Origin of the sequence: Luteimonas sp. S4-F44, assembly GCF_022637415.1 — a bacterium.
GTDB lineage: Bacteria > Pseudomonadota > Gammaproteobacteria > Xanthomonadales > Xanthomonadaceae > Luteimonas.
Map to the genome: position 1 here is coordinate 1,315,620 of NZ_CP093340.1, position 21,908 is coordinate 1,337,527.

Annotated in this window: 18 protein-coding genes; 8 read left to right on the forward strand and 10 right to left on the reverse strand. The window is 66.1% G+C overall.

Annotated features, from left to right (window positions below):
- Nucleotides 1-16 precede the first annotated feature (16 nt).
- Nucleotides 17-2,611, reverse strand: coding sequence for a TonB-dependent receptor plug domain-containing protein (locus MNO14_RS05975; protein WP_241945812.1), 2,595 nt, complete (start codon nt 2,609-2,611; stop codon nt 17-19).
- A 181-nt stretch (nt 2,612-2,792) separates the two neighbouring features.
- On the opposite strand from MNO14_RS05975, the gene MNO14_RS05980 reads away from it, so the two are divergent.
- Both MNO14_RS05980 and MNO14_RS05985 read left to right on the forward strand, forming a co-directional pair.
- The gene (locus tag MNO14_RS05980) at nt 2,793-3,293 is read left to right on the forward strand and encodes a CinA family protein (protein WP_241945813.1); all 501 of its coding nucleotides are present in this window, start codon (nt 2,793-2,795) and stop codon (nt 3,291-3,293) included.
- Nucleotides 3,293-4,972, forward strand: coding sequence for an AarF/UbiB family protein (locus MNO14_RS05985; RefSeq protein ID WP_241945814.1), 1,680 nt, complete (start codon nt 3,293-3,295; stop codon nt 4,970-4,972). Before MNO14_RS05980 ends, MNO14_RS05985 begins: the two co-directional genes overlap by 1 nt.
- 45 nt (nt 4,973-5,017) lie before the next feature.
- Here the strand turns inward: MNO14_RS05985 and metG are convergent, their stop codons facing one another.
- The 3 genes from metG to MNO14_RS06000 all read right to left on the reverse strand — a co-directional run bounded on the left by metG (nt 5,018) and on the right by MNO14_RS06000 (nt 10,953).
- Entirely contained in the window at nt 5,018-7,078 is a 2,061-nt protein-coding gene (metG, locus tag MNO14_RS05990; RefSeq protein ID WP_241945815.1) for a methionine--tRNA ligase, read from the reverse strand.
- A 114-nt stretch (nt 7,079-7,192) separates the two neighbouring features.
- Nucleotides 7,193-10,216: a TonB-dependent receptor gene (locus MNO14_RS05995; RefSeq protein ID WP_241945816.1), complete on the reverse strand. Its 3,024-nt coding sequence runs from the start codon at nt 10,214-10,216 to the stop codon at nt 7,193-7,195.
- A gap of 299 nt (nt 10,217-10,515) precedes the next feature.
- On the reverse strand, nt 10,516-10,953 hold the full coding sequence (locus tag MNO14_RS06000) for a DUF2147 domain-containing protein (RefSeq protein WP_241946277.1): 438 nt from the start codon (nt 10,951-10,953) through the stop codon (nt 10,516-10,518).
- Between the two features lie 193 nt (nt 10,954-11,146).
- Between MNO14_RS06000 and apbC the strand changes: the two genes are divergently transcribed.
- Nucleotides 11,147-12,001 carry an iron-sulfur cluster carrier protein ApbC gene (apbC, locus tag MNO14_RS06005; RefSeq protein ID WP_241946278.1) on the forward strand — a complete coding sequence of 285 codons (855 nt, stop codon included), beginning with the start codon at nt 11,147-11,149 and terminating at the stop codon, nt 11,999-12,001.
- A gap of 75 nt (nt 12,002-12,076) precedes the next feature.
- Nucleotides 12,077-12,652 carry a dCTP deaminase gene (gene dcd / locus MNO14_RS06010; RefSeq protein ID WP_183426014.1) on the forward strand — a complete coding sequence of 192 codons (576 nt, stop codon included), beginning with the start codon at nt 12,077-12,079 and terminating at the stop codon, nt 12,650-12,652.
- A 33-nt stretch (nt 12,653-12,685) separates the two neighbouring features.
- Here dcd and MNO14_RS06015 read toward each other — a convergent pair whose 3' ends face one another.
- Both MNO14_RS06015 and MNO14_RS06020 read right to left on the reverse strand, forming a co-directional pair.
- The gene (locus MNO14_RS06015; protein WP_241945817.1) at nt 12,686-13,114 is read right to left on the reverse strand and encodes an HIT family protein; all 429 of its coding nucleotides are present in this window, start codon (nt 13,112-13,114) and stop codon (nt 12,686-12,688) included.
- Between the two features lie 13 nt (nt 13,115-13,127).
- Nucleotides 13,128-13,802 (reverse strand): dienelactone hydrolase family protein, encoded by a 675-nt coding sequence (locus MNO14_RS06020; RefSeq protein WP_241945818.1) that lies wholly within the window; start codon nt 13,800-13,802, stop codon nt 13,128-13,130.
- Between the two features lie 816 nt (nt 13,803-14,618).
- Here MNO14_RS06020 and MNO14_RS06025 point away from each other — a divergent pair.
- Entirely contained in the window at nt 14,619-15,443 is an 825-nt protein-coding gene (locus tag MNO14_RS06025; RefSeq protein WP_241945819.1) for a hypothetical protein, read from the forward strand.
- A 180-nt stretch (nt 15,444-15,623) separates the two neighbouring features.
- On the opposite strand, the gene MNO14_RS06030 is transcribed toward MNO14_RS06025, so the two are convergent.
- Nucleotides 15,624-15,869, reverse strand: a complete 246-nt coding sequence (locus MNO14_RS06030; RefSeq protein ID WP_241945820.1) for a dienelactone hydrolase family protein — start codon at nt 15,867-15,869, stop codon at nt 15,624-15,626.
- 171 nt (nt 15,870-16,040) lie between these two features.
- Here MNO14_RS06030 and rimO point away from each other — a divergent pair, with 171 nt between their 5' ends.
- Nucleotides 16,041-17,393 (forward strand): 30S ribosomal protein S12 methylthiotransferase RimO, encoded by a 1,353-nt coding sequence (gene rimO / locus MNO14_RS06035; RefSeq protein WP_241945821.1) that lies wholly within the window; start codon nt 16,041-16,043, stop codon nt 17,391-17,393.
- Nucleotides 17,390-17,794 (forward strand): hypothetical protein, encoded by a 405-nt coding sequence (locus MNO14_RS06040; RefSeq protein WP_241945822.1) that lies wholly within the window; start codon nt 17,390-17,392, stop codon nt 17,792-17,794. Before rimO ends, MNO14_RS06040 begins: the two co-directional genes overlap by 4 nt.
- Before the next feature lie 44 nt (nt 17,795-17,838).
- On the opposite strand, the gene MNO14_RS06045 is transcribed toward MNO14_RS06040, so the two are convergent.
- The 3 genes from MNO14_RS06045 to MNO14_RS06055 all read right to left on the reverse strand — a co-directional run bounded on the left by MNO14_RS06045 (nt 17,839) and on the right by MNO14_RS06055 (nt 20,451).
- A complete protein-coding gene (locus MNO14_RS06045; protein WP_241945823.1) occupies nt 17,839-18,369 on the reverse strand; it encodes a hypothetical protein in 531 nt (176 codons plus the stop codon).
- 88 nt (nt 18,370-18,457) lie between these two features.
- The gene (gene greB, locus MNO14_RS06050; RefSeq protein ID WP_241945824.1) at nt 18,458-18,964 is read right to left on the reverse strand and encodes a transcription elongation factor GreB; all 507 of its coding nucleotides are present in this window, start codon (nt 18,962-18,964) and stop codon (nt 18,458-18,460) included.
- Nucleotides 18,961-20,451, reverse strand: coding sequence for a helicase HerA-like domain-containing protein (locus tag MNO14_RS06055; protein WP_241945825.1), 1,491 nt, complete (start codon nt 20,449-20,451; stop codon nt 18,961-18,963). Before MNO14_RS06055 ends, greB begins: the two co-directional genes overlap by 4 nt.
- Before the next feature lie 117 nt (nt 20,452-20,568).
- Here MNO14_RS06055 and MNO14_RS06060 point away from each other — a divergent pair, with 117 nt between their 5' ends.
- Complete coding sequence (locus tag MNO14_RS06060; protein ID WP_241945826.1) at nt 20,569-21,882, forward strand: hypothetical protein; 1,314 nt, start codon at nt 20,569-20,571, stop codon at nt 21,880-21,882.
- Nucleotides 21,883-21,908: the final 26 nt, after the last annotated feature.

Sequence of the window (21,908 nt, forward strand, 5' to 3'; positions counted from 1 at the left end):
TCGCACCTGCGATTCATCAGAACCGGTAGCCGAGTTCGAGCCAGTAGCTGCGGCCGGGCTCATAGTAGGTGCCCGTGGCGGTCGTACCCACGATCCGGTTCATGCGGTTGAACACGTTGGTTGCCTCGACCCTGACGTACGCATCGATGCGAGGGATCGGCAGGTCGTACTCGATTGTGGAATCCCAGGTCCAGCTACGCGGGTAGTCGACATCGTCGTAGACATCAAGAGCGGCACCATCGACCTCCGCCTCGTCGACGATTCCGATGTCGCGGTATCCCGCCCGATAGCGAAAGAAGTTGCTCCAGGAAAGACCCAGTGCCTCAAAGCGGGTCTGTGTGGAAAGGCGCGCGGTCCAAGGACGATTGAAGTTCGTTGCCGGGATGTCGTACCTGGAGATCACATCACCCTTGTAGACGATCAGTTCGTTGAATGCATCTTCATTCCAGACCGTGTCGTAGTCGTTGTAGTTTCGGCGGACATCGCTCTGGTCGAGCGCAAGCGTGAAACCGGTGCTCGAGCCGAAAGCGTTCAAACGTACGGTCGGCGTGACAGTCAGAGAATAGATTCCGCTGGCACTGCGTCCGTTGTTGTTGTACTCGTAGACGTTGGTCTTGTAATAGCCGGTCGAGTCGTCGCTGCGGACGCTCTGGCGAAGCACCTGTCTACGGCTTTCGCGGTTCACATACTTGAGATTGAAGTCAAAGCCGGACAACTGCTGGCGAATGCCGATTGTCCACTCGTCGGTGTAGGGAATGTCCAGGTCTGAGATTCGGTTGTCTGTGGCCTGGACGGTTCCGACGACCTCGTCCCACCGCTGCGCGGCACTGGTCCGCCTCTTTTCCGTCGCGAGCTTGCCACGTGCTTCACGCATCAGATACGTAAAGAAATTCCTGCCGTAGTAACGATTCACACCGCCTGTCAGTATGGTCCTGCCGTCGTCGAGGACGTCCCATGACGCGGACAGGCGCGGTGCGACAGATGGACGGCCCCAGATACTGTCGTCGTCGAATCGCAGGCCTGGCCGGACGCTCCAGTTACCCATCCGGATATCGTCTTGGACCCACGCGTTCCACTCGTCACCTTCGACCTCGATGCTGCCGGCGCGGTAGAGGACCGCGCGTGCGAGGTATTGGCCTTGACCGATGACGACCTGAGCGCGCGACTCCGTAACTGGAGCCAGTGAACAGGTATCGAGGTCGATTGCGCCGTCGGAGAGCGTGCAGCTGGTCGTGGCGGTGGGGGTGTAGTAATAGCTGTGGACGTTCGGACGCTCGTAGAACGCCTTGCGTTGCTGATAACCGAAACCAGCGCTGAGCGTGTGCTCGACCCCGCCGAGCATGAAGCTGTCACGCATGGCACTGAACTTGTAAGCGATCTTTCGGTCGTGCTGATTGATGGCGCCGCCGCTGCCTTCGTCGTTGCTACTTGCCGAATTCCAGTACTTGTCCTCCGAGTGGGCCCACGACTTCCAGTAGTCCACGGGCGTCGCGCGCGAACTCTCGACGTCGCTGTAGCTGATGGCGTTGCCGAAGCGCCAGGCGCCGTGCTCGAAATCCGCTCGGAACGACATCACCGGCCCCCCTGATTCCAGGTCCATCCAGGAGTCCTTCTGGTTGACGATGAAGTACCGATCGTCGCTCGGCGCGTGTTGCAGCGAAGCATTGAGTGACACGCCATCGTTATTGGCCCAGTCGATGTTGAGCGAGATTGCGGTGTTTTTGCGCGTTTGCTCCTTGCTATTCGCGTCTGCAATGCTTTCGGTAGTGCTGTAGGCCTTGAGCGGGATTGTCGAGCGGGTCTGGGTGATCGTGCCGATGATGCCGAGACCCTGCTCGGTGCGGCCTTCGAGTCGCAGACCGAACTTCTGCTTGTCGTAGTTCGGTTGCCGAATATAGGTTGTGGAATCGGCAAATGCGGCTTCATTGCCCTCGGCGACCAGGATTTTGTCCCAGGCAGAACGGGCCATGCGGAACCAGGCCTTGCCGGAAAACGTATCGCGTGCCCGTCGTGTACGCGCGTCGACCACGCCACCGGTGAATCCGCCGAAACTGGCCGGTACGTTACTGTCGTAAACGTCGAGCCCTTCGATGAGCTCGGTGTCGAGCGCGATGCCTTGGCCGGTGCTGGGAACATCGAAGAAGTGGTTCACCACTACACTGCTCGAACCGTAGATAGTGTTCCCCGGGTCGATGTCGTTGTTGAAGCTGGCACCATCGACAATGAACAGGTTTTGGTAGTACGGAGCGCCATTGATGCTGATGTCTGTAGGGCGGATCTCGCCGCCATTGCGCGAAGTACGCGCGTTATCAGCGAACTGCACGGCGGGGTTGATCCGCAGCAGCGTTGCCAGGTCGCCATCGGCGGTGTTCGTGTTGCGAATGTAGTCCTCGCCCAGCGCCATCCCCTCCTGGTAGCGGAACACCCGCTGGCCGGGCACACGCAGCGGGCCGAAGCGCAGGGACGTGGTCGGGAGGACATCGTCGCCGGTTGCGGCTGGAGCGGCGTCGGAACGATCGGGTGGAGCGGGGATGACGTCGGTGGACTGTCCGGCAGCGTGCGCGGACATGGCGAAAAGGCCGATCGAAACGGCCAGCGCGAGGCGGTGCATGCAAGGTCCTGTCAGCGAAAAGACGGGCGAAGTGCCCATGTGCTGGCGAGGAAACCTGGAACGGCCCTGATGCTGGCGGCGCGGCATGATCGCGCGATGGCGGCGACGGGTCAATTCCCTGAATGCGCGACGCGCGCGTGCGAATGCGGTAAAACAGGCCTTTGAACAGGCATGCAGGACGATGAGCGCAACTCCCGACGACGCGACCTTGCAGGCGATGGCCGCCCGACTGGGTGGCCTGCTGCACGACCGCCACCATCGCCTGGTCACCGCCGAGAGCTGCACCGGCGGCTGGATCGCCAAGGCGATGACCGACATCGCCGGTTGCTCGGACTGGTTCGATTGCGGCTTGGCGGCCTACAGCTACGAAGCCAAGCAGGCATTACTGGGCGTTAGCCTGCAGACGCTGGAGACGCATGGCGCCGTCAGCCGCGAGACCGCGATCGAAATGGTCTCCGGCGCACTGGTCAATTCGGGCGCCAGCATCGCGGTCGCGGTGACCGGGATCGCCGGGCCCGGCGGCGGCAGCGACGACAAACCGGTCGGCACAGTGTGGATCGCGTGGAAGCGCCGCGGCGACTATGCGCGCGCGCAGATCCATCATTTCGTCGGCGACCGCGAGGCGGTGCGGCGACAGACCGTCGCAGCGGCGCTGCATGGGCTCGAAGCGACGCTCGACTGATGTGGGAGACGCTCGCCACCGTCCGCGATCTGGGCCGCATCCAGGAGATCGCATCGGTCCTGGTGCGCTACGGCTTCGGCGATGTCGTGCAGCGCATTGGTATGGCTGGGGCGCTGGAGCGTGCCGGTCGCCTGTTGCATCTCCACGCGGCCGACACCGCGCGCATGACCCAACCCGAGCGGGTCCGCCATGCGCTGCAGGACCTGGGGCCGACGTTCGTCAAGCTCGGGCAGATCCTCGCCACGCGCGTCGATCTGCTGCCGCCGGACTGGATAGAAGAACTGGGCCGGCTGCAGAGCCGTGTACCGCCGGTGCCGTATGCGGCGATCCACGCCCAGTTGCTCGAAGACCTGGGCGAGGCGCCGGACACCGCGTTCGCGCGGTTCGAGCCCGAGCCGATCGCCGCCGCCTCGCTCGCGCAGGCGCATCTGGCCTGGCTGCACGACGGCACGCCGGTCGTGCTGAAGGTGCGGCGCCCCGGGATCCGCGAGATCGTCGAGGCCGATCTGCGCCTGCTCGCGCGATTGGCCGAGATCGTCGAGTCGCAGGCGCCGGACCTGCGCCGCTACCGACCGGTGGAGGTCGTGCGCCAGTTCGATGCCTCGCTGCGGCGCGAGCTCGACTTCGCGGCCGAGTGCCGCAACGCCGAGCGCATCGCAGCGAATTTTGTCGACGATCCGGCCGTGCTCGTGCCCCGGGTGCACTGGCAATGGACCTGCGAGCGGCTCAATGTGCAGGATCGCGTGGTCGGCATTCCCGGCGGCGATCTGGCCGGCATCGACGCCGCAGGCCTCGACCGCCACGCGCTTGCGCTTGCGGGCAGTGCCATCGTCATGAAGATGGTGTTCGAGGATGGCCTGTTCCATGCTGACCCGCATCCGGGCAACCTGTTCTTCCTGCCCGATGGTCGCATCGCATTGATCGACTTCGGCATGGTTGGCCGCGTGCCGCCGGAACTGCGCTACCAGGTCGCGCGACTGCTCCACGGGCTGGTCTCCCAGCAGCCGCAGAGCGTGTGCGACGTGCTGCTGGACTGGACGACGAGCGATGTCGAAGTCGACGAGGGCCGATTGCAGAGCGAGATCGACGGTTTCGTCGACCAATATCGAGGGCTGCCGCTGCGGGATTTGCGGATGGGCGCGATGCTCGCCGACATCACCGGCCTGCTGCGCCGGCACGGATTGATGTTGCCGCCCGATCTTGCGCTCTTGATCAAGGCGTTCCTGACACTCGAGGGGCTGGGCCGCCAACTCGATCCCGGGTTCGACATGACCAGTACCGCGCAGCCGTGGCTGGAGCGGGTGATGCTGCAGCGTTACTCGCCGCGCGCGCTGGCGCGGCGCGGGCAACGCACGCTGTCGAGCACGATTGATCTTCTGGCCGATCTGCCGCGCGATCTGCGCCGTCTGCTGCAGACCGCGCGTCGTGGTCGCTTGCGCGCGCAGATCGAGGTGACCTCGCTCAAGTCGTTCGGCGATCAGGTCAACGCGGCGGCCAACCGGCTCACGGTCGGCGTCGTCACCGCTGCGCTGATCATCGGCTCGTCGATCGTCATGAACAGCGTCAGCGGCGGCGCGACGCACCGCTGGCTGATGGCGCTGGGCGTGCTCGGTTTCGTCGGCGCGGGCCTGAGCGGCGTGTGGATCCTGCTGTCGATCTGGCGCAGTGGCCGCAAGTAACGCGTAGCTCGCTTGGGCGGCGCAGCACGCCGCCCGATCGCACGATCAGCGCACCGGCATGCCCGGTTGCGCACCGTCATCAGCCGCCAGCAGTGCGAGCGCACCGCCGTCGAATCCGGCCGACAGGATCATGCCTTCGCTCAGGCCGAAACGCATCTTGCGCGGCGCGAGATTGGCAATGAACACCACGTTGCGGCCGACCAGTGCTTCTGGCTCGCTGTAGCTGGCACGGATGCCGGAGAAGATCTGGCGCTTGCCCAGTTCGCCGGCGTCGAGCTCGAAGCGAAGCAGCTTGTCCGAACCCTCGACGGCCTCGCAGACCAGGACCTTGCCGATCCGCAGGTCGAGCTTGGCGAAATCGTCGATGCCGATATAGGCGGCGTCGGCGGCCGCGGGCGCGGAGGTTGCGGCCGCCTTCGCCTCGGTCGTCTTCGGGGCGACTGGGGCAGGGGCGGCGAGCGTGTCCTTGGAGGCTTCGGTCATGGCGGTGAGCAGCGTCGGGTCGATACGGGTGAACAGCGGCACATAGGCCTGGATCGTCCGGCCGGTCAGCGGCTGGTCGAGATCCTGCCAGTGGGCGACGGGCGCGGCGAGGAACGCCGCGGCCTGCGTACTGGTGCGCGGCAGGATCGGCTGCAGCGCGCCGGCGAGGATGCGGAACAGGTTCAGACCCTGGGTGCAGACGGCCTGCAGTTCGGCGTCGGCGCCCGCCTGCTTGGCGATCACCCAGGGCTTGCGATCGTCGATGTAGCGGTTGGCCTCATCGGCGAGCGCCATGATCTGGCGGATCGCACTGGCCGGGTCGTTGCGCGCATAGGCCTCGCGCACGCCCGACAGCGCCGCGACGAAACGCGCGTACTGCGCCGGATCGGGCAGTGCGTCGGCCAGCCGCGCGTCGAAGCGCTTGTGGATGAAGCCGGCGCAGCGGCTGGCCAGGTTGACGAACTTGCCGACCAGGTCGGCGTTGACGCGTGCGACGAAGTCCTCGAGGTTGAGATCGAGGTCGTCGACGCCGCCCGAGGATTTCGCCGCGAAGTAGTAGCGCAGCGCTTCGGGGTCCAGACCCTGGTCGAGATAGGTGCGGGCCATGACGAATGTGCCGCGCGATTTGGACATCTTCGCGCCATCGACCATCAAATAGCCGTTGACGTGCAGCCGCGTCGGCACGCGCAGGCCGGCACCGTGCAACATCGCCGGCCAGAACAGGCCGTGGAAGTTCACGATGTCCTTGCCGATGAAATGGTGCAGCTCGACACCGCCGTCGGGCGACAGCCAGGCGTCGAAATCGATGTTCTCGCGCGCGCACAGCGTCTTGAAGCTGCTCAGATAGCCGATCGGCGCATCGAGCCAGACATAGAAGAACTTGCCCGGGTGGCCCGGGATCTCGAAGCCGAAGTAGGGCGCGTCGCGCGAGATGTCCCAGGCGCGCAGGCCGCCCTCGCCATCGAGCCATTCGGCGAGCTTGGCCTTGACGCCGGGCACTGCGACGTCGCCCGCGAGCCAGTCGCGCAGGAAGGCCTCGAAGTGCCCGAGCTCGAAGAAGAAGTGCTCCGACTCGCGGATCTCGGGGGTTGCCCCGCTGACCACCGACCTTGGGTCGATCAGATCGCTGGGCGCATAGGTCGCGCCGCAGTGCTCGCAGTTGTCGCCGTACTGGTCGGGCGTGCCGCACTTCGGGCAGATGCCTTTGACGTAGCGGTCGGGCAGGAACATGCCGCGCACGGGATCGTAGAGCTGCGCGACGGCGCGACGCGCGATATGGTCGCCGCGTTCCAGACGCGCGTAGATCGTCTCCACCATGGCGCGGTTGGCCGCCGAGTGGGTGGAGTCGTAATGGTCGAATGCGACGCCGAACGCGGCGAAGTCGCGCACATGCCCGGCATGGATCTCGGCGATGAACGCCTCGGCCGTCGTGCCGGCCTTCTCGGCCGCCAACATGATCGGCGTGCCGTGGGTGTCGTCGGCGCAGACGAAGTGCGCGATGTCGCCCGCCATGCGCTGGGCCCGGACCCAAATGTCGGCCTGGATGTACCCGACCAGGTGGCCCAGGTGCAGCGGGCCGTTGGCGTAGGGCAGGGCGGCGGTGACGAGCAGCTTGCGCGACATGGCGATGGCGACGGCAGGAACGGGGCCGGATTATCGCACGCCGCTCCGGCGCCCGGTCTTCGGCAAAAAAAGAGCCCGGCCTAAGCCGGGCTCCTTCATGACGCAATAAGCTGATTAGAACTTGTAGGTCGCACCGAGGTACACGAACCGGCCGACGCTGTCGTAGAACGCGTGGCTGGCTTCAGCACCGAAGTAGTTCGCCGGCGGGTCCTTGTCGAACAGGTTGTCCGCGCCGATGTACACCTTGATGCCCGAGTCCGGGAACGTATAGCCGACCTGGGCGTTGTGATAGGTGTACGAACCATTGCGGATCGGGCTGGTTTGGCCCGGGTTGCTCTGGTAGGACGCCGGCTCGACACGCAGGTTGTGGTGCATATAGCGAGCCGTCCACGAGACGTCCCAGTCGCCGCGCTGGTAGGCGGCTTCCAGGTTGCCGCGGAAGCGCGGGTCGGAGACCGCGGTCACCCACTCCTTGTACTCGTTCGGGAAGTCCTGGAACTCCCACTCGCGAGACTGGATCAAGCGGGTACCGACCATGCGCGTGACCATGTTGCCGCCCATGAACTCGAAGCGGTAATCGACTTCGAAATCAACGCCGACACGGCGGGACTTGGCCAGGTTTTCGTTCAACGCGCGCCAGCTGTAGATACTGTACGGATAGAAAAAACGGCCTTGATCGTTGGTATAACCGTCCGGACCGGCGCGCAGGATCTGGTCGCAGAAGAGGTTGTCGGTCACTCCGCCAGGGGAGTCCACGCAACGGGTTGCATTGGTCTGCGCCGACACCGCACCGATGGCGTCGTCGAGCGTAACGCGCCAGTAGTCGACCGAAATACCCAGTCCCTTGACGAATTCGGGTTGCCAGACGGCACCGAACGAGACCGTTTCCGCGGACTCTGGACGAAGATCCGGATTGCCGCCGCTCACGCCAGGGCGGTTTCCGGTGGTGCTGTCCTGCCAGTTGACCGGGATGCCCAAGGCGGTGCAGTTGGCCTGGCGCAGCGCCTGGTCTGCAGCAGTGCCCGGACGATTCGGGTTCGTCCCCGAGTAGTTGCAAGGATCGTTGATCGTCGCAAAGTTCTGCGACTGCGGATTGAACAGTTCGCCGATACCCGGCGCACGTACGGCCTTGGCGGTCGTGCCGCGCAGACGCAGCGACGGGAACATTTGCCAGTCCAGACCGATGTTCCAGGTCTTGGTCGAGCCGATGGTGTCGTAATGCGAGTAACGGCCGGCCAGATCGAGCGACAGACGCTCCACGCCCGGCAGATCGGCCAACAACGGGATCGTCGTTTCGAGGAACGCTTCGCTTACCTTGTACTCACCGCCGCGGCTGGCGATTGCGTTCAGGAAGGTCAGGCCCTGCGCGGCCAGCGGATCGGTGTTCTCCTGGCTGCGCTCCTGCCGATGCTCGACGCCCGCGGCGAAGCCGACGTCACCGGCCGGCATCGAGAACAGCGCGTTGTTGGCGACCGAGGCACTGTAGACCGTCTGTTTGAGTTTGGAGCGGTTGAGCGAGTCGACATTGAACCAGGCTGCCGCGGCGGGATTGGCCGCGACCGCGCCGTTGCCGAAGACCGAGAACGGGACGCAACCGGCCACGAGATCGGCGCGGTACTTCTGGAGGGTGTGGATGTTGAACGCGTTCGGATCGACCGTGCTGCGGCAAGCGAGGTTGCCATTGGCATCCAGAACCGTATCCAGGCCCGCATGCCAACGCTCGTTGATGCGGTTGTTGAGGTTCAGGCGGGAGATCGACGACTCGCCATAGTTGAACGAGGTCTCGTAGGTCCAGTTCTCGCCCAAGAAGCCTTCCAGGCCGATCACGATGCGCTTGGTATCGCGTTCGATCTGTTCGCCACGACGACCTGCATCGACGTTCATGCGGCCGATCTCGAAGTACTCGGCCGGTGCGCCGTCGAGCGTCGTGGTCCGCAGCAGGCCGGGGTTGGCAGCCATCAGCGCGCGGAGCTCGGGCGTGATGTAGGCATTGTCGGTGCGGATGCGCAACTGCGAGTCGAACGCCGACTGGCCGTAGAAGTGCGCTTCGGTCTTGCTGTACTTCGCCTCGGCGAACACGCGATGGTTGTCGTTGATGTCGAAACCGAAGATCGCGTTGACGCTGGTGCGGTCGAACTCCGGCTCGAGGTCAGCTAGCGAGTTGAGGTCGGTGAAGTCGCAATCGACGCACGACGTGCCGGCCGCGTTGTACCAGCCGTCGTAGCGGTTGCGCGAGATGCTGCCGTCGGGATTGAAGTGATAGCGCTGCGTGGGATTGAACGGGTTGCTTCTGGGATCAATCACGCCGCCGGTGTATAACGAGCCACCGAAGGAAATCGAGTGGTTGCCACCCGGACCGGCGAGGATGTTCTGCGGATTTGACTCGCTGGACGGCTTGGAGGGATCGTAGTTCGGGTTGGGGGTAGTGACCAGGTAGCGACGGCCGATCTCACGACTGGTGCGGCTGAAGCGGTCCTGCTCGCTGCGCTCAACCGAGAAGGCGACATTGCCGCGGCCGTCGGAGAAGTTGCTGCCGGCCGAGAAGCTGAGGAACTGCCGGCCGAAGCCGCCCTCGCTGGCCGCGCCCTTCTGGCCGCGCAGCTCGAAGCCCTCAAAGGACTTCTTGGTAATGAAGTTCACGACACCCGCAACCGCGTCGGCACCGTAGACGGCCGAGGCGCCACCGGTGATGACCTCGACGCGCTCGATCCATTCGACCGGGATGGTGTTGGTGTCGACCGCGGTCGAGCCCGGGGTCGCGCCGACATGGCGGCGGCCGTTGACCAGGACCAGCGTGCGCGAGGTGCCCATGCCGCGCAGGTCGAGCAGGCCGACGCCGGCGGTACCGATGAAGCGGGTCGAGTTGCCCAGCGTGTAGGTTGCGCTCAGCGCCGGCAGCTTGGTCATCAGGTCGCCGATCGTGATCGCACCGGTGGCGCGGATCTCTTCGGCAGTGATCGCTGTGACCGGCGAGGGGGTCACGAAGCCCGCACGCGCGATGCGCGAGCCAGTGACGTTCACCCGATCCAGGGTCTGGGTGTCCGTGTTGGGCGCCGCATCCTGGGCATGGGCAGCTGCCGTGGCCAGCAGCGACAACGCAATGGCCGCACACAGCGGTGCGGTCTTGTTAGAAATCATCAACATACATCCCCTTGGTAAAAAAAAGCCCGCCAGAGGTCGACCTTGGAGGGCGCTCGAAATTAACTCCGAGTTAACCTATTTTCCATAGGTTCGTAACGAAATCAAGATTTGTGGCCTCGTTCAACGACCGCGCTTGTCGTGATCCGGAATAGGGGATGACACTGACTGCGCTGACTGCGGACAGCGACTTCTTGCTGAATACGCCATGCATACGTATGCGCTTTCCCCCGATGCGCGAGCGATCAGGGGGCGGGAAGACATAGGACCCAAGCCTCTCGGCGGGATCCGAGGACGGCTTACTCTCGCTGCCAGACCTGTTCGCGGCAGATGAAGGCGATACAGCCCGACACCCCCAGCCGGTTGGCATCGATCAACTTGGCCTTCGATCGGTAGGTCTTGCCATTGGCGGGGTCGAGGATCGTGCCGCCGGACCATTCATTGCCGTCCGGCTTCAGGTCCCAGAGGATCGTCATACCGGCGATCGGCTGGTTGCGGCGTTCGCCACTGCACTTATCGCAGGTCGGGTTCGGCCCGCGATCGGAATGCAGCACCTCCAGGACCTTGCCACTCAGCGTGCCGTTCGCGGCCTGGCTGATCTCGACGATCGACTTCACCCGGCCGGTCTCGTCGTCGATGGTCTTCCAGCGGCCGGCCGGCGATTGTGCCGATGCCGAGAACGATGCGACGACGAGCGGCAGTGCCGCGAGTGCGAGCAGTGCGACCTTCTTGTTCATCTTCATTGCGCTCCCTCCCTCGGTGTCGGCGCGATGCCGACGCAGTTGGCGACGTTATAGCCGATCTGCTGGCCGCGCGCGTGTCGTCGTCGTGCGTGCGCGGCGGTCGAGCCGCAGATGCGACATCCTGACCATCGGGCAGCGTCGCGCGGCATGGGACAATGACGGCCCCAGCTCGAGCATTCGTCAGCCCATGCAACTCCCAAAGGCAGCACGCGCCGTCCAGGGCGCCCTCCACCCGCACCCGCGGATCCGCAACATCATCGCCGTCGGCTCGGGCAAGGGGGGGGTCGGCAAATCGACGACGGCGGTGAACCTCGCGCTCGCGCTGGCAGCCGACGGCGCCCGGGTCGGGGTGCTGGATGCGGACGTCTACGGGCCGAGCATCCCGACGATGCTGGGCCTGTCGGGCAAGCCGGATAGTCCCGACGGCAAGTCGATCCTGCCGCTGCAGGCGCACGGCATAGAGGCGATGTCGATCGGCCTGCTGGTCGACCAGGACACACCAATGATCTGGCGTGGGCCGATGGCGACGTCGGCCTTGCAGCAATTGCTCAACGACACGCGCTGGGGCGGCGAGGAAGGCCTGGACTACCTGCTGGTCGATCTGCCGCCGGGCACTGGCGACATCCAGCTCACCCTGGCGCAGAAGATCCCGGTTGCCGGGGCGGTGATCGTGACCACGCCGCAGGAAGTCGCGACGCTCGATGCCCGCAAGGCGCTGAAGATGTTCGAAAAGGTCGAGGTCGCCGTGCTCGGGCTGGTCGAGAACATGGCCCAGCACGTGTGCTCCAATTGCGGGCACGTCGAGCACCTGTTCGGGTCGGGCGGTGGCGAGCGCATGGCCGAACGCTACGGCGTGCCGCTGCTCGGGTCGCTGCCGCTGGAGATCGGGATCCGTGAGCAGGGTGATGCCGGCGCGCCGATCGTCGCCTCCGCGCCGGATTCGGCGGCAGCCGCGGCCTATCGGGCGGTCGCGCGCGCCATGGTCGCCGAACTCGAGAAGCGTCCGCGCGCCCCGATGTCGATCTCCGCGTCGCTGGTGTGATCGCGGCGGGGTGCGGCCGGCCGGTGCCGGCCCTACAATGCGTATTCACTGCCGCATCCGTCCCGGGAACACCGTATGAGCATCAAGAGCGACCGCTGGATCCGCCGTATGTCCGAGCAGCCGGGGGGCATGATCGAGCCGTTCGAGGCCGGGCAGGTCAAGCACGTCGACGGCCAGCGCATCGTCAGCTACGGCACCTCGAGCTACGGCTACGACGTGCGCTGTTCGCGTGAGTTCAAGGTGTTCACCAATATCAACTCGACGATCGTCGATCCCAAGCGGTTCGATCCCAAGAGCTTTGTCGACGTGGTCGGCGACGAGTGCATCATCCCGCCCAATTCGTTCGCGCTGGCACGCACCGTTGAGTACTTCCGCATTCCGCGCGACGTGCTGGTGGTGTGCCTGGGCAAGAGCACCTATGCGCGCTGCGGCATCATCGTCAACGTGACGCCGCTCGAGCCGGAATGGGAAGGCCACGTGACGCTGGAGTTCAGCAATACCACGCCGCTGCCAGCCCGCATCTATGCCAACGAGGGCGTCGCGCAGATGCTGTTCTTCCAGTCCGATGCCGACGACGTCTGCGAGACGTCATACAAGGATCGCGGCGGCAAGTACCAGGGCCAGACCGGGGTGACGCTGCCGCGCACCTGATCGGCCCGTCGCTTTGTTTTCATTGACGCGCGGTCAGCCGGGCAACACGGCCTGCAGGCGGGTGATGCGCTCGACCAGCAGGTCGGGCGAGTAGGGGCGGGCTGCGACGCGGCCCCAGACCGGGGCGGGCCATGCGGGATCGCCTTGGTCGCGACCGATCACATGCACGTGCAGCTGCGGCACCTGGTTGCCCAGCGCCGCGATATTGAGCTTGAACGGCCGGAACGCATCGCGGATCGCGCGCGCTGCGATGTCGATCTCCTCGGTCAGCAGGCTGCGCTGTTCGCGGCTCAGGTCGATCAATTCGCGGGCGTCGGGCAGGCGCGGGACCAGGATCAGCCACGGATAGTTGGCATCGTCCATCAACCGCATCTCGCTCAGGGCAAGGGTGGCGACGGGGTGGGTGTCGTCGGCCAACTGCGGGTGCAGGACGTAGCGGGGAGGGGCGGCGGTGTGCGGCATGGTCGACGTCCGGTCAGCGCAGCGCCGCGGCAAAGAACTTCATCGTCTGCCGGCGGGCTTCGGCGGCGCTTTCGGGGTGGTAGTGGGTCGGGTCGACGTCGCGGTTGAAGGCGTGACCGCCCGGATGAACATGGATCTCGGCGTCCGGCTGCCGTGCGCGGTGGGCGGCGATGTCGGCTTCGGAAATGCTGGCGTCGTCGGCGCCGAAGTGGAACAGCATCGGTGCCTGCAGCGGTTCGTCGAGAAACGGCACAGTGCGCGCGCCGTAGTAGCTGACTGCCGGCAGGCCCAGCCGGGTGTTGGCGAGGAAGGCGAGGCTGCCGCCCCAGCAGAAGCCGACAACGCCGATCTGGCGATGGCCTTCGCCGCGCAACAGGTCGCGGGTGGCGCGGACGATGCCGACCGCGCGGTCGATGCCGAGTTCCGCGACGAGCGCGCGTCCGCGCTCGAAATCGGCGGCTTCATAAGTCAGCTCGACATGCCGCGCGACCGGGTCGAACAGCGCCGGCGCGATCGCGACATAGCCGGCGGCCGCATAGCCGTCGGCGACGCTGCGGATGTGGGCGTTGACGCCGAAGATCTCCTGCAGCACCACGATCGCGCCCTTGGCGGCGGCGCCATACGGCGGATCGGCCCGCCAGGCGTTGATCGGTCCCGACGCAGTGACGACGACGATGTCCCGGCCCATGGCGGCGTCCTGTTCAGGTGACGCCCCGAGTCTACCCCAGGCCGGTGGCCGCAGGACCGCCCCGGCCGCCGCCGCTATACTGCGCGGCCCCTCGTGCCCGCACCCACGGACCGGCCCATGCCGGCCGGCGGCGCGCGTGGGCTCCTCCCTCCTGCACCCGCCACGGTTCCCATGTCCGCAGCCAGTCCCAAGGTCGGTTTCGTCAGTCTCGGTTGTCCGAAAGACATTGTTCGTAAACTTTGAGCGCGCGTTAGGCGGGGAAGCAATGTCAAGACGACCTGACCTCAAGCGACGACGCGGCCTGCGCCAAGGACCCTAAAGCACGGCTCGTACTGGTCTGGCAGCTCGCCCTTTCGGCTGGCCGCGCGGCGATTGCGCACTAACGCGCCAGCAGCGGGTGGCATCGCCTGCGGCACCATTCGACTTGCGGTGCGCTGAGCAAGTCGCGGCCATACGGAAAACGAATGGAAGACTGATCTCTGCAACCGGTATTGATAATCAATATCGTTTGGGCTAAGTTCATGGTGCATCCATTTGAGCGCCGAAGATGAGATCTGGATCCAAAAATGCTATGCGCCCGCTTCCGTTGGCCATCGCAGCATTTGCCGCGTTGGCTGCGTCTTTCACTGTCCGAGGGCCCATTGCACCTATCTCCCTGATCATATGCATTCTTCTAGCCATCCCATTGATGCTTGTGAAGATTAGGCCCTACCCGGCGATTGGGGTAACTGTGCTTGCTGTAGCCATTGGAAGGGGTCTTGTCTATTTCATTTATTAAAGGAGTAATTTATGTGTAGAATAGGACTGGCCGCATTCTTGCTTTTATTTGCTGGTCTAGTGGTTGCAGATGCGCAGGCTCAACAAAGAGGTGGATTGTATGCCGTGCCTTGCGAAGGCTGCTCGGTACAGCAGATGAGAGAAGTGGCTGATGCTGAGCTCGATATTGGAGGTGTGATCGTTTACAACCTCGCCAACGCGCAGATGATCAGCATCATTAAAACGCCATATGGCGTAATGCATGACGGCCCAATCAGCGCTGAGCTGCAGTACTACTTCGATGATTTGGTGGGGCTGTATCAGGCGAACGGTAATTCCCTGGATTACATCGTCGAATTGACGGATTTTCAGGGGGGCTTGAGTTTCCAGGTTGCGAGCCAGCCGGATAATCTGCCTTTGAGTGCTACAGAGGCGTTGGCGAGCTCGTCTCGGATGAACAATCTTCGCAACTATCTTTACAGTACATATGTCGGCTACATTGCTGGTGCGCATACATTCTTGCGTCCATTTAACCCGGTGACATGGCTAAATCCCGACTACGGGTTGATCCGCACGCAAGTAATTTTTCCTGACGGTTCTAGCATAGTTCTCTACTTTGACCCTGGTAGCAATGATGTTTCTCAGTGGACCTACTCTCCGGGAACGGCGCGTGACGCGAACAATAATTCGATACCACAAAATGCGGAGGAGTTCGCTGGAGGCGGCTATCGAGAGTATGACTTCAGTGGACTTCCGCAATCGAGTATCAACGACTGGGTGAATTGGGCTGCGATGAACGGCATTCCTGTCACGGGAGGCCAAACCGGAAGAATGGGATGCACGTCAGCTGGTGGAAGTACGGTGTGCACGTGGATTGCGTTCTGAATCTAGATGGGTGATTTGCGCGCACGTTTAGTTCGATTCGCTAACGAGAAGGGCTGCCGTTGGCAGCCCTTCAACGTGGGGCTTCGCGCCGAATGAGCCGTAAATCAGTCAGTTGGTCGAGGTTTTACAGGTCAGCCGAGTCAGTCGCTCAGCGTGGTCATCCAACGCATGCGCTGAGGATCAGGCAACATCGTAGTCGCCTCCCAGCGGTAAGTAGATGACATAGTCGTTGTTGAACAGGGCCGGGGCAATCGCGACATAGCCGGCGGCCGCGTAGCCGTCGGCGACGCTGCGGATGTGGGCGTTGACGCCGAAGATCTCCTGCAGCACCACGATCGCGCCTTTGGCGGCGGCGCCATGCGGCGGATCGGCCCGCCAGGCATTGATCGGTCCCGACGCAGTGGCGACGACGATGTCCCGGCCCATGGCGGCGTCCTGTTCAGGTGACGCCCCGAGTCTACCCCAGGCCGGTGGCCGCAGGACCGCCCCGGCCGCCGCCGCTATACTGCGCGGCCCCTCGTGCCCGCACCCACGGACCGGCCCATGCCGGCCGGCGGCGCGCGTGGGCTCCTCCCTCCTGCACCCGCCACGGTTCCCATGTCCGCAGCCAGTCCCAAGGTCGGTTTCGTCAGTCTCGGCTGTCCGAAGGCCCTCGTCGATTCCGAACGCATCCTCACCCAGTTGCGGGTCGAGGGCTACGACATCGTGCAGACCTACGACGATGCCGACGTGGTGGTCGTCAACACCTGCGGGTTCATCGATTCGGCGGTCGCCGAGTCGCTCGACGCCATCGGCGAGGCGATGGCCGAGAACGGCAAGGTGATCGTGACCGGGTGCCTGGGCAAGCGCCAGGAGATGATCCGTGACGCGCATCCGGGCGTGCTGTCGATCAGCGGGCCGCAGGACTACGGTTCGGTGATGGGCGCGGTGCACGCGGCCTTGCCGCCGCGGCACGATCCCTTCGTCGACCTGGTGCCCGATACCGGCGTCAAGCTGACGCCGCGGCACTATGCGTATCTGAAGATCTCCGAGGGCTGTAACCACCGCTGCAGCTTCTGCATCATTCCTTCGATGCGTGGCGACCTGGTGTCGCGCCCGGTCGACGACGTGTTGCGCGAGGCCGAGCGGCTGGTGCGCGGCGGCGTGCGCGAACTGCTGGTGATCTCCCAGGACACCTCGGCCTACGGCGTGGACGTGCGCTATGCCGAGCGGACGTGGCGGGATCGCGCGTACCAGACGCGGATGAAGGCGCTGTGCGAAGGCCTGTCGGAACTGGGCGTGTGGACGCGGCTGCACTATGTGTATCCCTACCCGCACGTCGACGACATCATCCCGCTGATGACCGAGCGCCATGCCGACGGCAGCCGCAAGCTGCTGCCGTATCTCGACGTGCCGTTGCAGCATGCCAGCCCGCGCATCCTCAAGCTGATGAAGCGGCCCGGCGCGATCGAGCGCACCCGCGAACGCATCGCGCGCTGGCGCGAGATCTGTCCGGACCTGACGATCCGCAGCACCTTCATCGTCGGCTTCCCCGGCGAGACCGAAGACGATTTCCAGCAACTGTTGGACTTTCTCGACGAGGCCCAGCTCGATCGCGTCGGCGCGTTCGCTTATTCACCTGTCGAGGGCGCGACCGCGAACCTGTTGCCCGATGCGGTGCCTGAGGCGGTGAAGCAGGAGCGGCTGGCGCGGTTCATGGACAAGCAGGCGGAGATTTCCGCAGCCCGGCTGGAGGCCAAGGTCGGCAGCGTGCAGTCCTGCCTGGTCGACGTCGTCGACGGCGACCTGGCGATCGCGCGCACGATGGGCGATGCACCCGAGATCGACGGCGTGGTGCAGATCCAGAATGGCCGCGAAGCCGGCCTGTGTCCCGGCGATTTCGTCGAGGTGGCGATCATGGGCAGCGACGAGCATGATCTCTACGGCGAAGTCGTGGAGACGGATGCATGAAACGATGGGCGAGCGGGATAGCGACGGGGCTGGTGCTGGCGTTCGTGGCCGGCACCGCAGGCGCGGCGGACGGGTTGAGCGGGACCTATCGCCCGGTGGACGAGGATCCGGCGACGGCGCCGGCCGACGCGCAGCTGACGTTGCGGGCCGAGGGGCGCGGCTGGCTGGCGATGTTCCGGGGCGAGGGGCTGGCGATGCTGCCGCTCAGCGAGCGCGAGCAGGCCGGGCTGTTTCCCGGTGTCCCGCCCGAGGCCGGGCTGCAGTGCGCGTCGTCGAGCGCGTTCCTGATGTGCCGCGTCGCACCGGGCACCGTGTTCCCGGACCAGAAGTTCACGTCGACGACCGGGTACTTCAGCGCGTTTTCGGACACGCAGATCCACGAGCTGCAGCGCATCGACTGAGCGTCCGGCGAGGCGCGGGTCCGGCGCGCGCGCCCTAGGCGTATCTACAGTGCGGGCGCTGCCTGCAAGGCCGTCTCGACATAGGCCCAGGTCGCCGCTTCGATCGCGTCGATCGCCGCGATCGCGCCGGGCAACAAGGCCCGTCCACCGTCGCCGCCATCGTCACGCATCCGCCCCGAGGCGTTGTAGTCGACCAGGGCCTGCCAGGCCGGCAAGCGCGCGTCGACGGTCGCAAGCAGCCGTCGCAGCGCTGCGTCCGCGGCCGCGTGCCCGGCACCATTCTCGTGCGCCGCCAGTGCGGCCTGCGCCCGCGCGCGGAACGCGGCGTCGAAATGGTGGGTGTCGGTCCGGGCCTCCCAGAACGTGCCGAGCCGGAAGCGCTCGTCGTCGGCAGCGCGCGCGCTGCGCCCGGAGGAGCTTGCGCTACGTTCGATCAGAAACGGCCGCAGCCGCGCGGCGAGCGCGGCATGGGCGTCGGTCGCCGCGTCAGCAGAAACCGGGACGGGCGCGGCCGCCGGCGACGTGGCGGTGGGGGCGGGGCCTGGACTGCAGGCGGCGAGGGCGCCGGCCAGCAAGCCGAGGCCGGCGCGGGTCCCGCCCGCGCGGTTCCGTCCGTTCGCAGCCGCGGCCGCCTGGCCACCGTGTCGGCGATTGCGGCGCATGTTAGTCCGCGACGTAGTCGACCGAGACGATCGCAAATGTGGATGGCCCGCCCGGCAGTTCGACCGCGACCTCGTCGTCGACGCGCTTCTTGAGCAATGCGCGCGCCAGCGGCGAGTCGATACTGATCCAGCCTTCGCGCGCGTCGGTTTCATCGGGGCCGACGATGCGGTAGCGGTTGCACTGCCCGTTGTCGAGGTCTTCCAGTTCGATCCAGGCGCCGAAGAACACCGCCTCAGGATCGGTCGGTACGGTGTCGACCACGCGCAGTGCTTCGAGCCGTTTGCCGAGGTAGCGCACGCGGCGGTCGATCTCGCCCAGCTGTTTCTTGCGGTAGGTGTACTCGGCGTTTTCCGAGCGGTCGCCCTCGGCCGCCGCGGCCGACAGCGCGCGCACGACCTCGGGCCGGCGCACCCGCCACAGATCGTCGAGCTCGGCTTTGAGCCGGGCGTGGCCACCCGGGGTGATCAGCGCGGTGCTCTTCTCCGGTGGCGGGCGCCAGCGGCTCATCGGCGTCCGATCCCGCCCAGCAGGTTGCGCACGATCCGGTTGGTGATCGAGCGCACCGCCTGCTTGCCGGCGGCTTGGACCGCCCCCTGGCGTCGCTTGGTGCCGAACAGGAACTCGTTGACCTTCTGGCCCAGCCCGCCCTCGGCCGCATCGGCGTCGCGGGACTTCGCCGGGGCGGCATCGCCGGCCGCAGTCGCGGCTTGCGCACGCTGGGCCAGCAGTTCGGCGGCCGATTCGCGATTGACCGGGGTGTCGTACTTGGCACCGACCGGGCTGCCGGCGCGCACCCGCGCGCGCTCGGCCTCGCTGATCGCGCCCATCCGGCAGCGCGGCGGTGCGATCAGAGTGCGCTCGACCGGTGCCGGCGCGCCGCCGGCCTGCAGCATCGAGACCAGCGCCTCGCCGGTCTTGAGCGTGGCGATCGTGGCGGCGACGTCGAGTGCGGGGTTGGGGACGAATGTCTGCGCGGCGGTGCGCACCGCCTTCTGGTCGCGCGGCGTGTAGGCACGCAGCGCGTGCTGCACGCGATTGCCGAGCTGGCCGAGCACGGCCTGCGGCACGTCGTCGGGGAACTGCGAGCAGAAATAGACGCCCACGCCCTTGGAGCGGACCAGGCGCACCACCTGTTCGATGCGTTGTTGCAGCGACGCCGGGGCGTCGCCGAACAGCAGATGCGCCTCGTCGAACACGAACACCAGCCGCGGCTTGTCGAGGTCGCCGACTTCGGGCAGCGTCTCGAATAACTGCGACAACAGCCACAACAGGAAGGTCGCATACAGCCGCGGCTTGAGGATCAGCCGGTCGGCGGCCAGGATACCGATCACACCGCGGCCGTCGCTGCGGGTGCGCATCAGGTCGTCCAGCGCCAGCGCCGGTTCGCCGAAGAACGGCGCACCGCCGTCCTGTTCCAGCCGCAGCACCGCGCGCTGGATCGCCGCGACCGACGGTGCCGAAACCAGGCCGTACTCGGACGAGACCGCCTTGCGCTCTTCGGCGACCAGCCCCAGCAACGCGCGCAGGTCGTCGAGGTCGAGCAGCAACAGGCCGCGGTCGTCGGCGAGCTTGAACACGATGTCGAGCACGCCAGCCTGGGTGTCGTTGAGCTCGAGGATGCGCGCCAGCAGCGTCGGGCCCATCTCGCTGACCGTCGTGCGCACCGGATGGCCGGACACGCCGAACAGGTCCCAGAACACCACCGGGCTGGCCTCGCCTGCGTAGTCGGGCACGCCGATGTGCGCGGCACGCTCGCGCAGCGCCTCGCCGATCTCGCCCGGCACCGCCAGGCCCGCGACGTCGCCCTTCACGTCGGCCATGAACACCGGCACGCCGATGCGCGAGAACCCCTCGGCCAGCGTGGTCAGCGTGACGGTCTTGCCGGTGCCGGTCGCGCCGGCGACCAGGCCGTGGCGGTTGCCCAGCGCGGGCAGCAGGTGCACGGGGCCGCCGTCGGGCGTGGTGACGGCCTTGCCGATGAGGATCGGTTCCATGGATTCGCAATGCTTGGAGGAAGTCGCGATTCTAGGACCTCGTCGCTGCCGGTGCCGTGCCGTCGTCGCGGTGCGTGGCGCGCGCACAATGGATGCCTGTTCCCTCGGATCGTCGCCATGCCCTCTCGACTCCCGTCGCGGCTGGTCTGCTTGATTGCCGCGACCTTGCCTGCACTGGCCTTTGCCTGCGCGCTGCCTGCCCCGGACGGGCCGCTGCCGGTGGGCCTGCAACGCTTCGAACTGGCCGACCCGGCACGGCGTGACGGGTCGGGCGATGCGTCCGAGGCGGTGCGGACACTGCCCGTCGTCACCTGGTACCCCGCCGCGCAGGCCGCGCCGCCACGCCCGTATCTGCCGCAGGACGAGGCGGCGCGGCTATTGCCGGCGCTGGCGCGCAATCTGGGCTACGCCGTCGACGACACCCGCGCGATCGACGCCTGCACCGCCGCAGGCGCCGGGACGGGCATGGCGCCGCGGCCTGAGGACGGCTTCCCGGTGGTGATCCTCAGTCACGGCTTCTTCCTGTATCCGGCGCAGAACACCGCGCTGGCGCAATCGTTGGCCAGTCACGGCTATGTGGTGGTGGCGCTGGGGCATCCCGGCGACGCGGTGGATCTCGCGCTGTCCGATGGACGGGTGGTGCCGACCGACATGCGCGCCGAGACGCCGGCGCTGCTGGAATGGCGCCGGCGTTTCCATGCCGCTGACGATCACGCCACGCGCGCCGCGTTGATCGACGGCTACGCACAGGCGCTGGCCGGCAGCCGGCTGGGGGCCAGCCAGGCGACCTGGCGCGAGGACGTGCTGTTCGCGGTGCGCGCGCTGCAGGCAGGGCAGGTGCCGCCGGCGTTCGCGCCGGTGCTCGCCGCGACCGACCCGCAGCGGCTGGCGATCGCCGGCATGTCCTTCGGCGGTTCGACCGCGGCGACCGCCTGCCAGCGATTGCCGACCTGCCGCGCGGCGGTGAGTCTGGACGGGTTGAATTTCGACCCCGGACTCTACGATGCCGACCTCGGTCGGCCGCTGCTGGCGCTGGCCAGTGACTGGGTGCGGTTTCCGCTCTACGACAGCACGCCCGCCGACCCTGCGTTTCACCACAACGACTATGCCTACGCGCGCTGGACACAGGTCGGGCTGGCGCCGGAGGTAATCCGGCTGCGCGTGCCCGGGACCCGGCACATGGCCTTCAGCGACCTGCCGCTGCTGATGACCGGACCGTCGTACGAAGCGCGCTTCGGCGATGCGGATGCCGCCGCGACCGCGCGCGGGATCGCCGCGGTGACGCGTGCGTTCCTGGCCCACCATCTCGACGTCGCGCCCGCGGCCGACCTCGATGCGGCGATCGACGCAGCCGGCTTCGCCCGCCATGACCCGGCACAGACCCGCGACTGGGCCCGCTCGCAGGCCGGGGCCGGGCAGCCGGACGGCTGAGCCCGGCGACCGTCGGTCGCCTTGCC

Excerpts from the sequence above, each read along its gene's own strand:
- MNO14_RS06015 (WP_241945817.1), bottom strand. The coding sequence starts at position 13,114 with ATGCCGCACACCGCCGCCCCTCCCCGCTACGTCCTGCACCCGCAGTTG.
- apbC (WP_241946278.1), top strand. The coding sequence starts at position 11,147 with ATGCAACTCCCAAAGGCAGCACGCGCCGTCCAGGGCGCCCTCCACCCG.
- MNO14_RS06000 (WP_241946277.1), bottom strand. The coding sequence starts at position 10,953 with ATGAACAAGAAGGTCGCACTGCTCGCACTCGCGGCACTGCCGCTCGTC.
- MNO14_RS06030 (WP_241945820.1), bottom strand. The coding sequence starts at position 15,869 with ATGGGCCGGGACATCGTCGTCGCCACTGCGTCGGGACCGATCAATGCC.
- MNO14_RS05975 (WP_241945812.1), bottom strand. The coding sequence starts at position 2,611 with ATGCACCGCCTCGCGCTGGCCGTTTCGATCGGCCTTTTCGCCATGTCC.
- MNO14_RS05985 (WP_241945814.1), top strand. The coding sequence starts at position 3,293 with ATGTGGGAGACGCTCGCCACCGTCCGCGATCTGGGCCGCATCCAGGAG.
- MNO14_RS06055 (WP_241945825.1), bottom strand. The coding sequence starts at position 20,451 with ATGGAACCGATCCTCATCGGCAAGGCCGTCACCACGCCCGACGGCGGC.
- metG (WP_241945815.1), bottom strand. The coding sequence starts at position 7,078 with ATGTCGCGCAAGCTGCTCGTCACCGCCGCCCTGCCCTACGCCAACGGC.
- MNO14_RS06040 (WP_241945822.1), top strand. The coding sequence starts at position 17,390 with ATGAAACGATGGGCGAGCGGGATAGCGACGGGGCTGGTGCTGGCGTTC.
- MNO14_RS05980 (WP_241945813.1), top strand. The coding sequence starts at position 2,793 with ATGAGCGCAACTCCCGACGACGCGACCTTGCAGGCGATGGCCGCCCGA.
- MNO14_RS06060 (WP_241945826.1), top strand. The coding sequence starts at position 20,569 with ATGCCCTCTCGACTCCCGTCGCGGCTGGTCTGCTTGATTGCCGCGACC.
- greB (WP_241945824.1), bottom strand. The coding sequence starts at position 18,964 with ATGAGCCGCTGGCGCCCGCCACCGGAGAAGAGCACCGCGCTGATCACC.
- dcd (WP_183426014.1), top strand. The coding sequence starts at position 12,077 with ATGAGCATCAAGAGCGACCGCTGGATCCGCCGTATGTCCGAGCAGCCG.
- MNO14_RS06020 (WP_241945818.1), bottom strand. The coding sequence starts at position 13,802 with ATGGGCCGGGACATCGTCGTCGTCACTGCGTCGGGACCGATCAACGCC.
- rimO (WP_241945821.1), top strand. The coding sequence starts at position 16,041 with ATGTCCGCAGCCAGTCCCAAGGTCGGTTTCGTCAGTCTCGGCTGTCCG.
- MNO14_RS05995 (WP_241945816.1), bottom strand. The coding sequence starts at position 10,216 with ATGATTTCTAACAAGACCGCACCGCTGTGTGCGGCCATTGCGTTGTCG.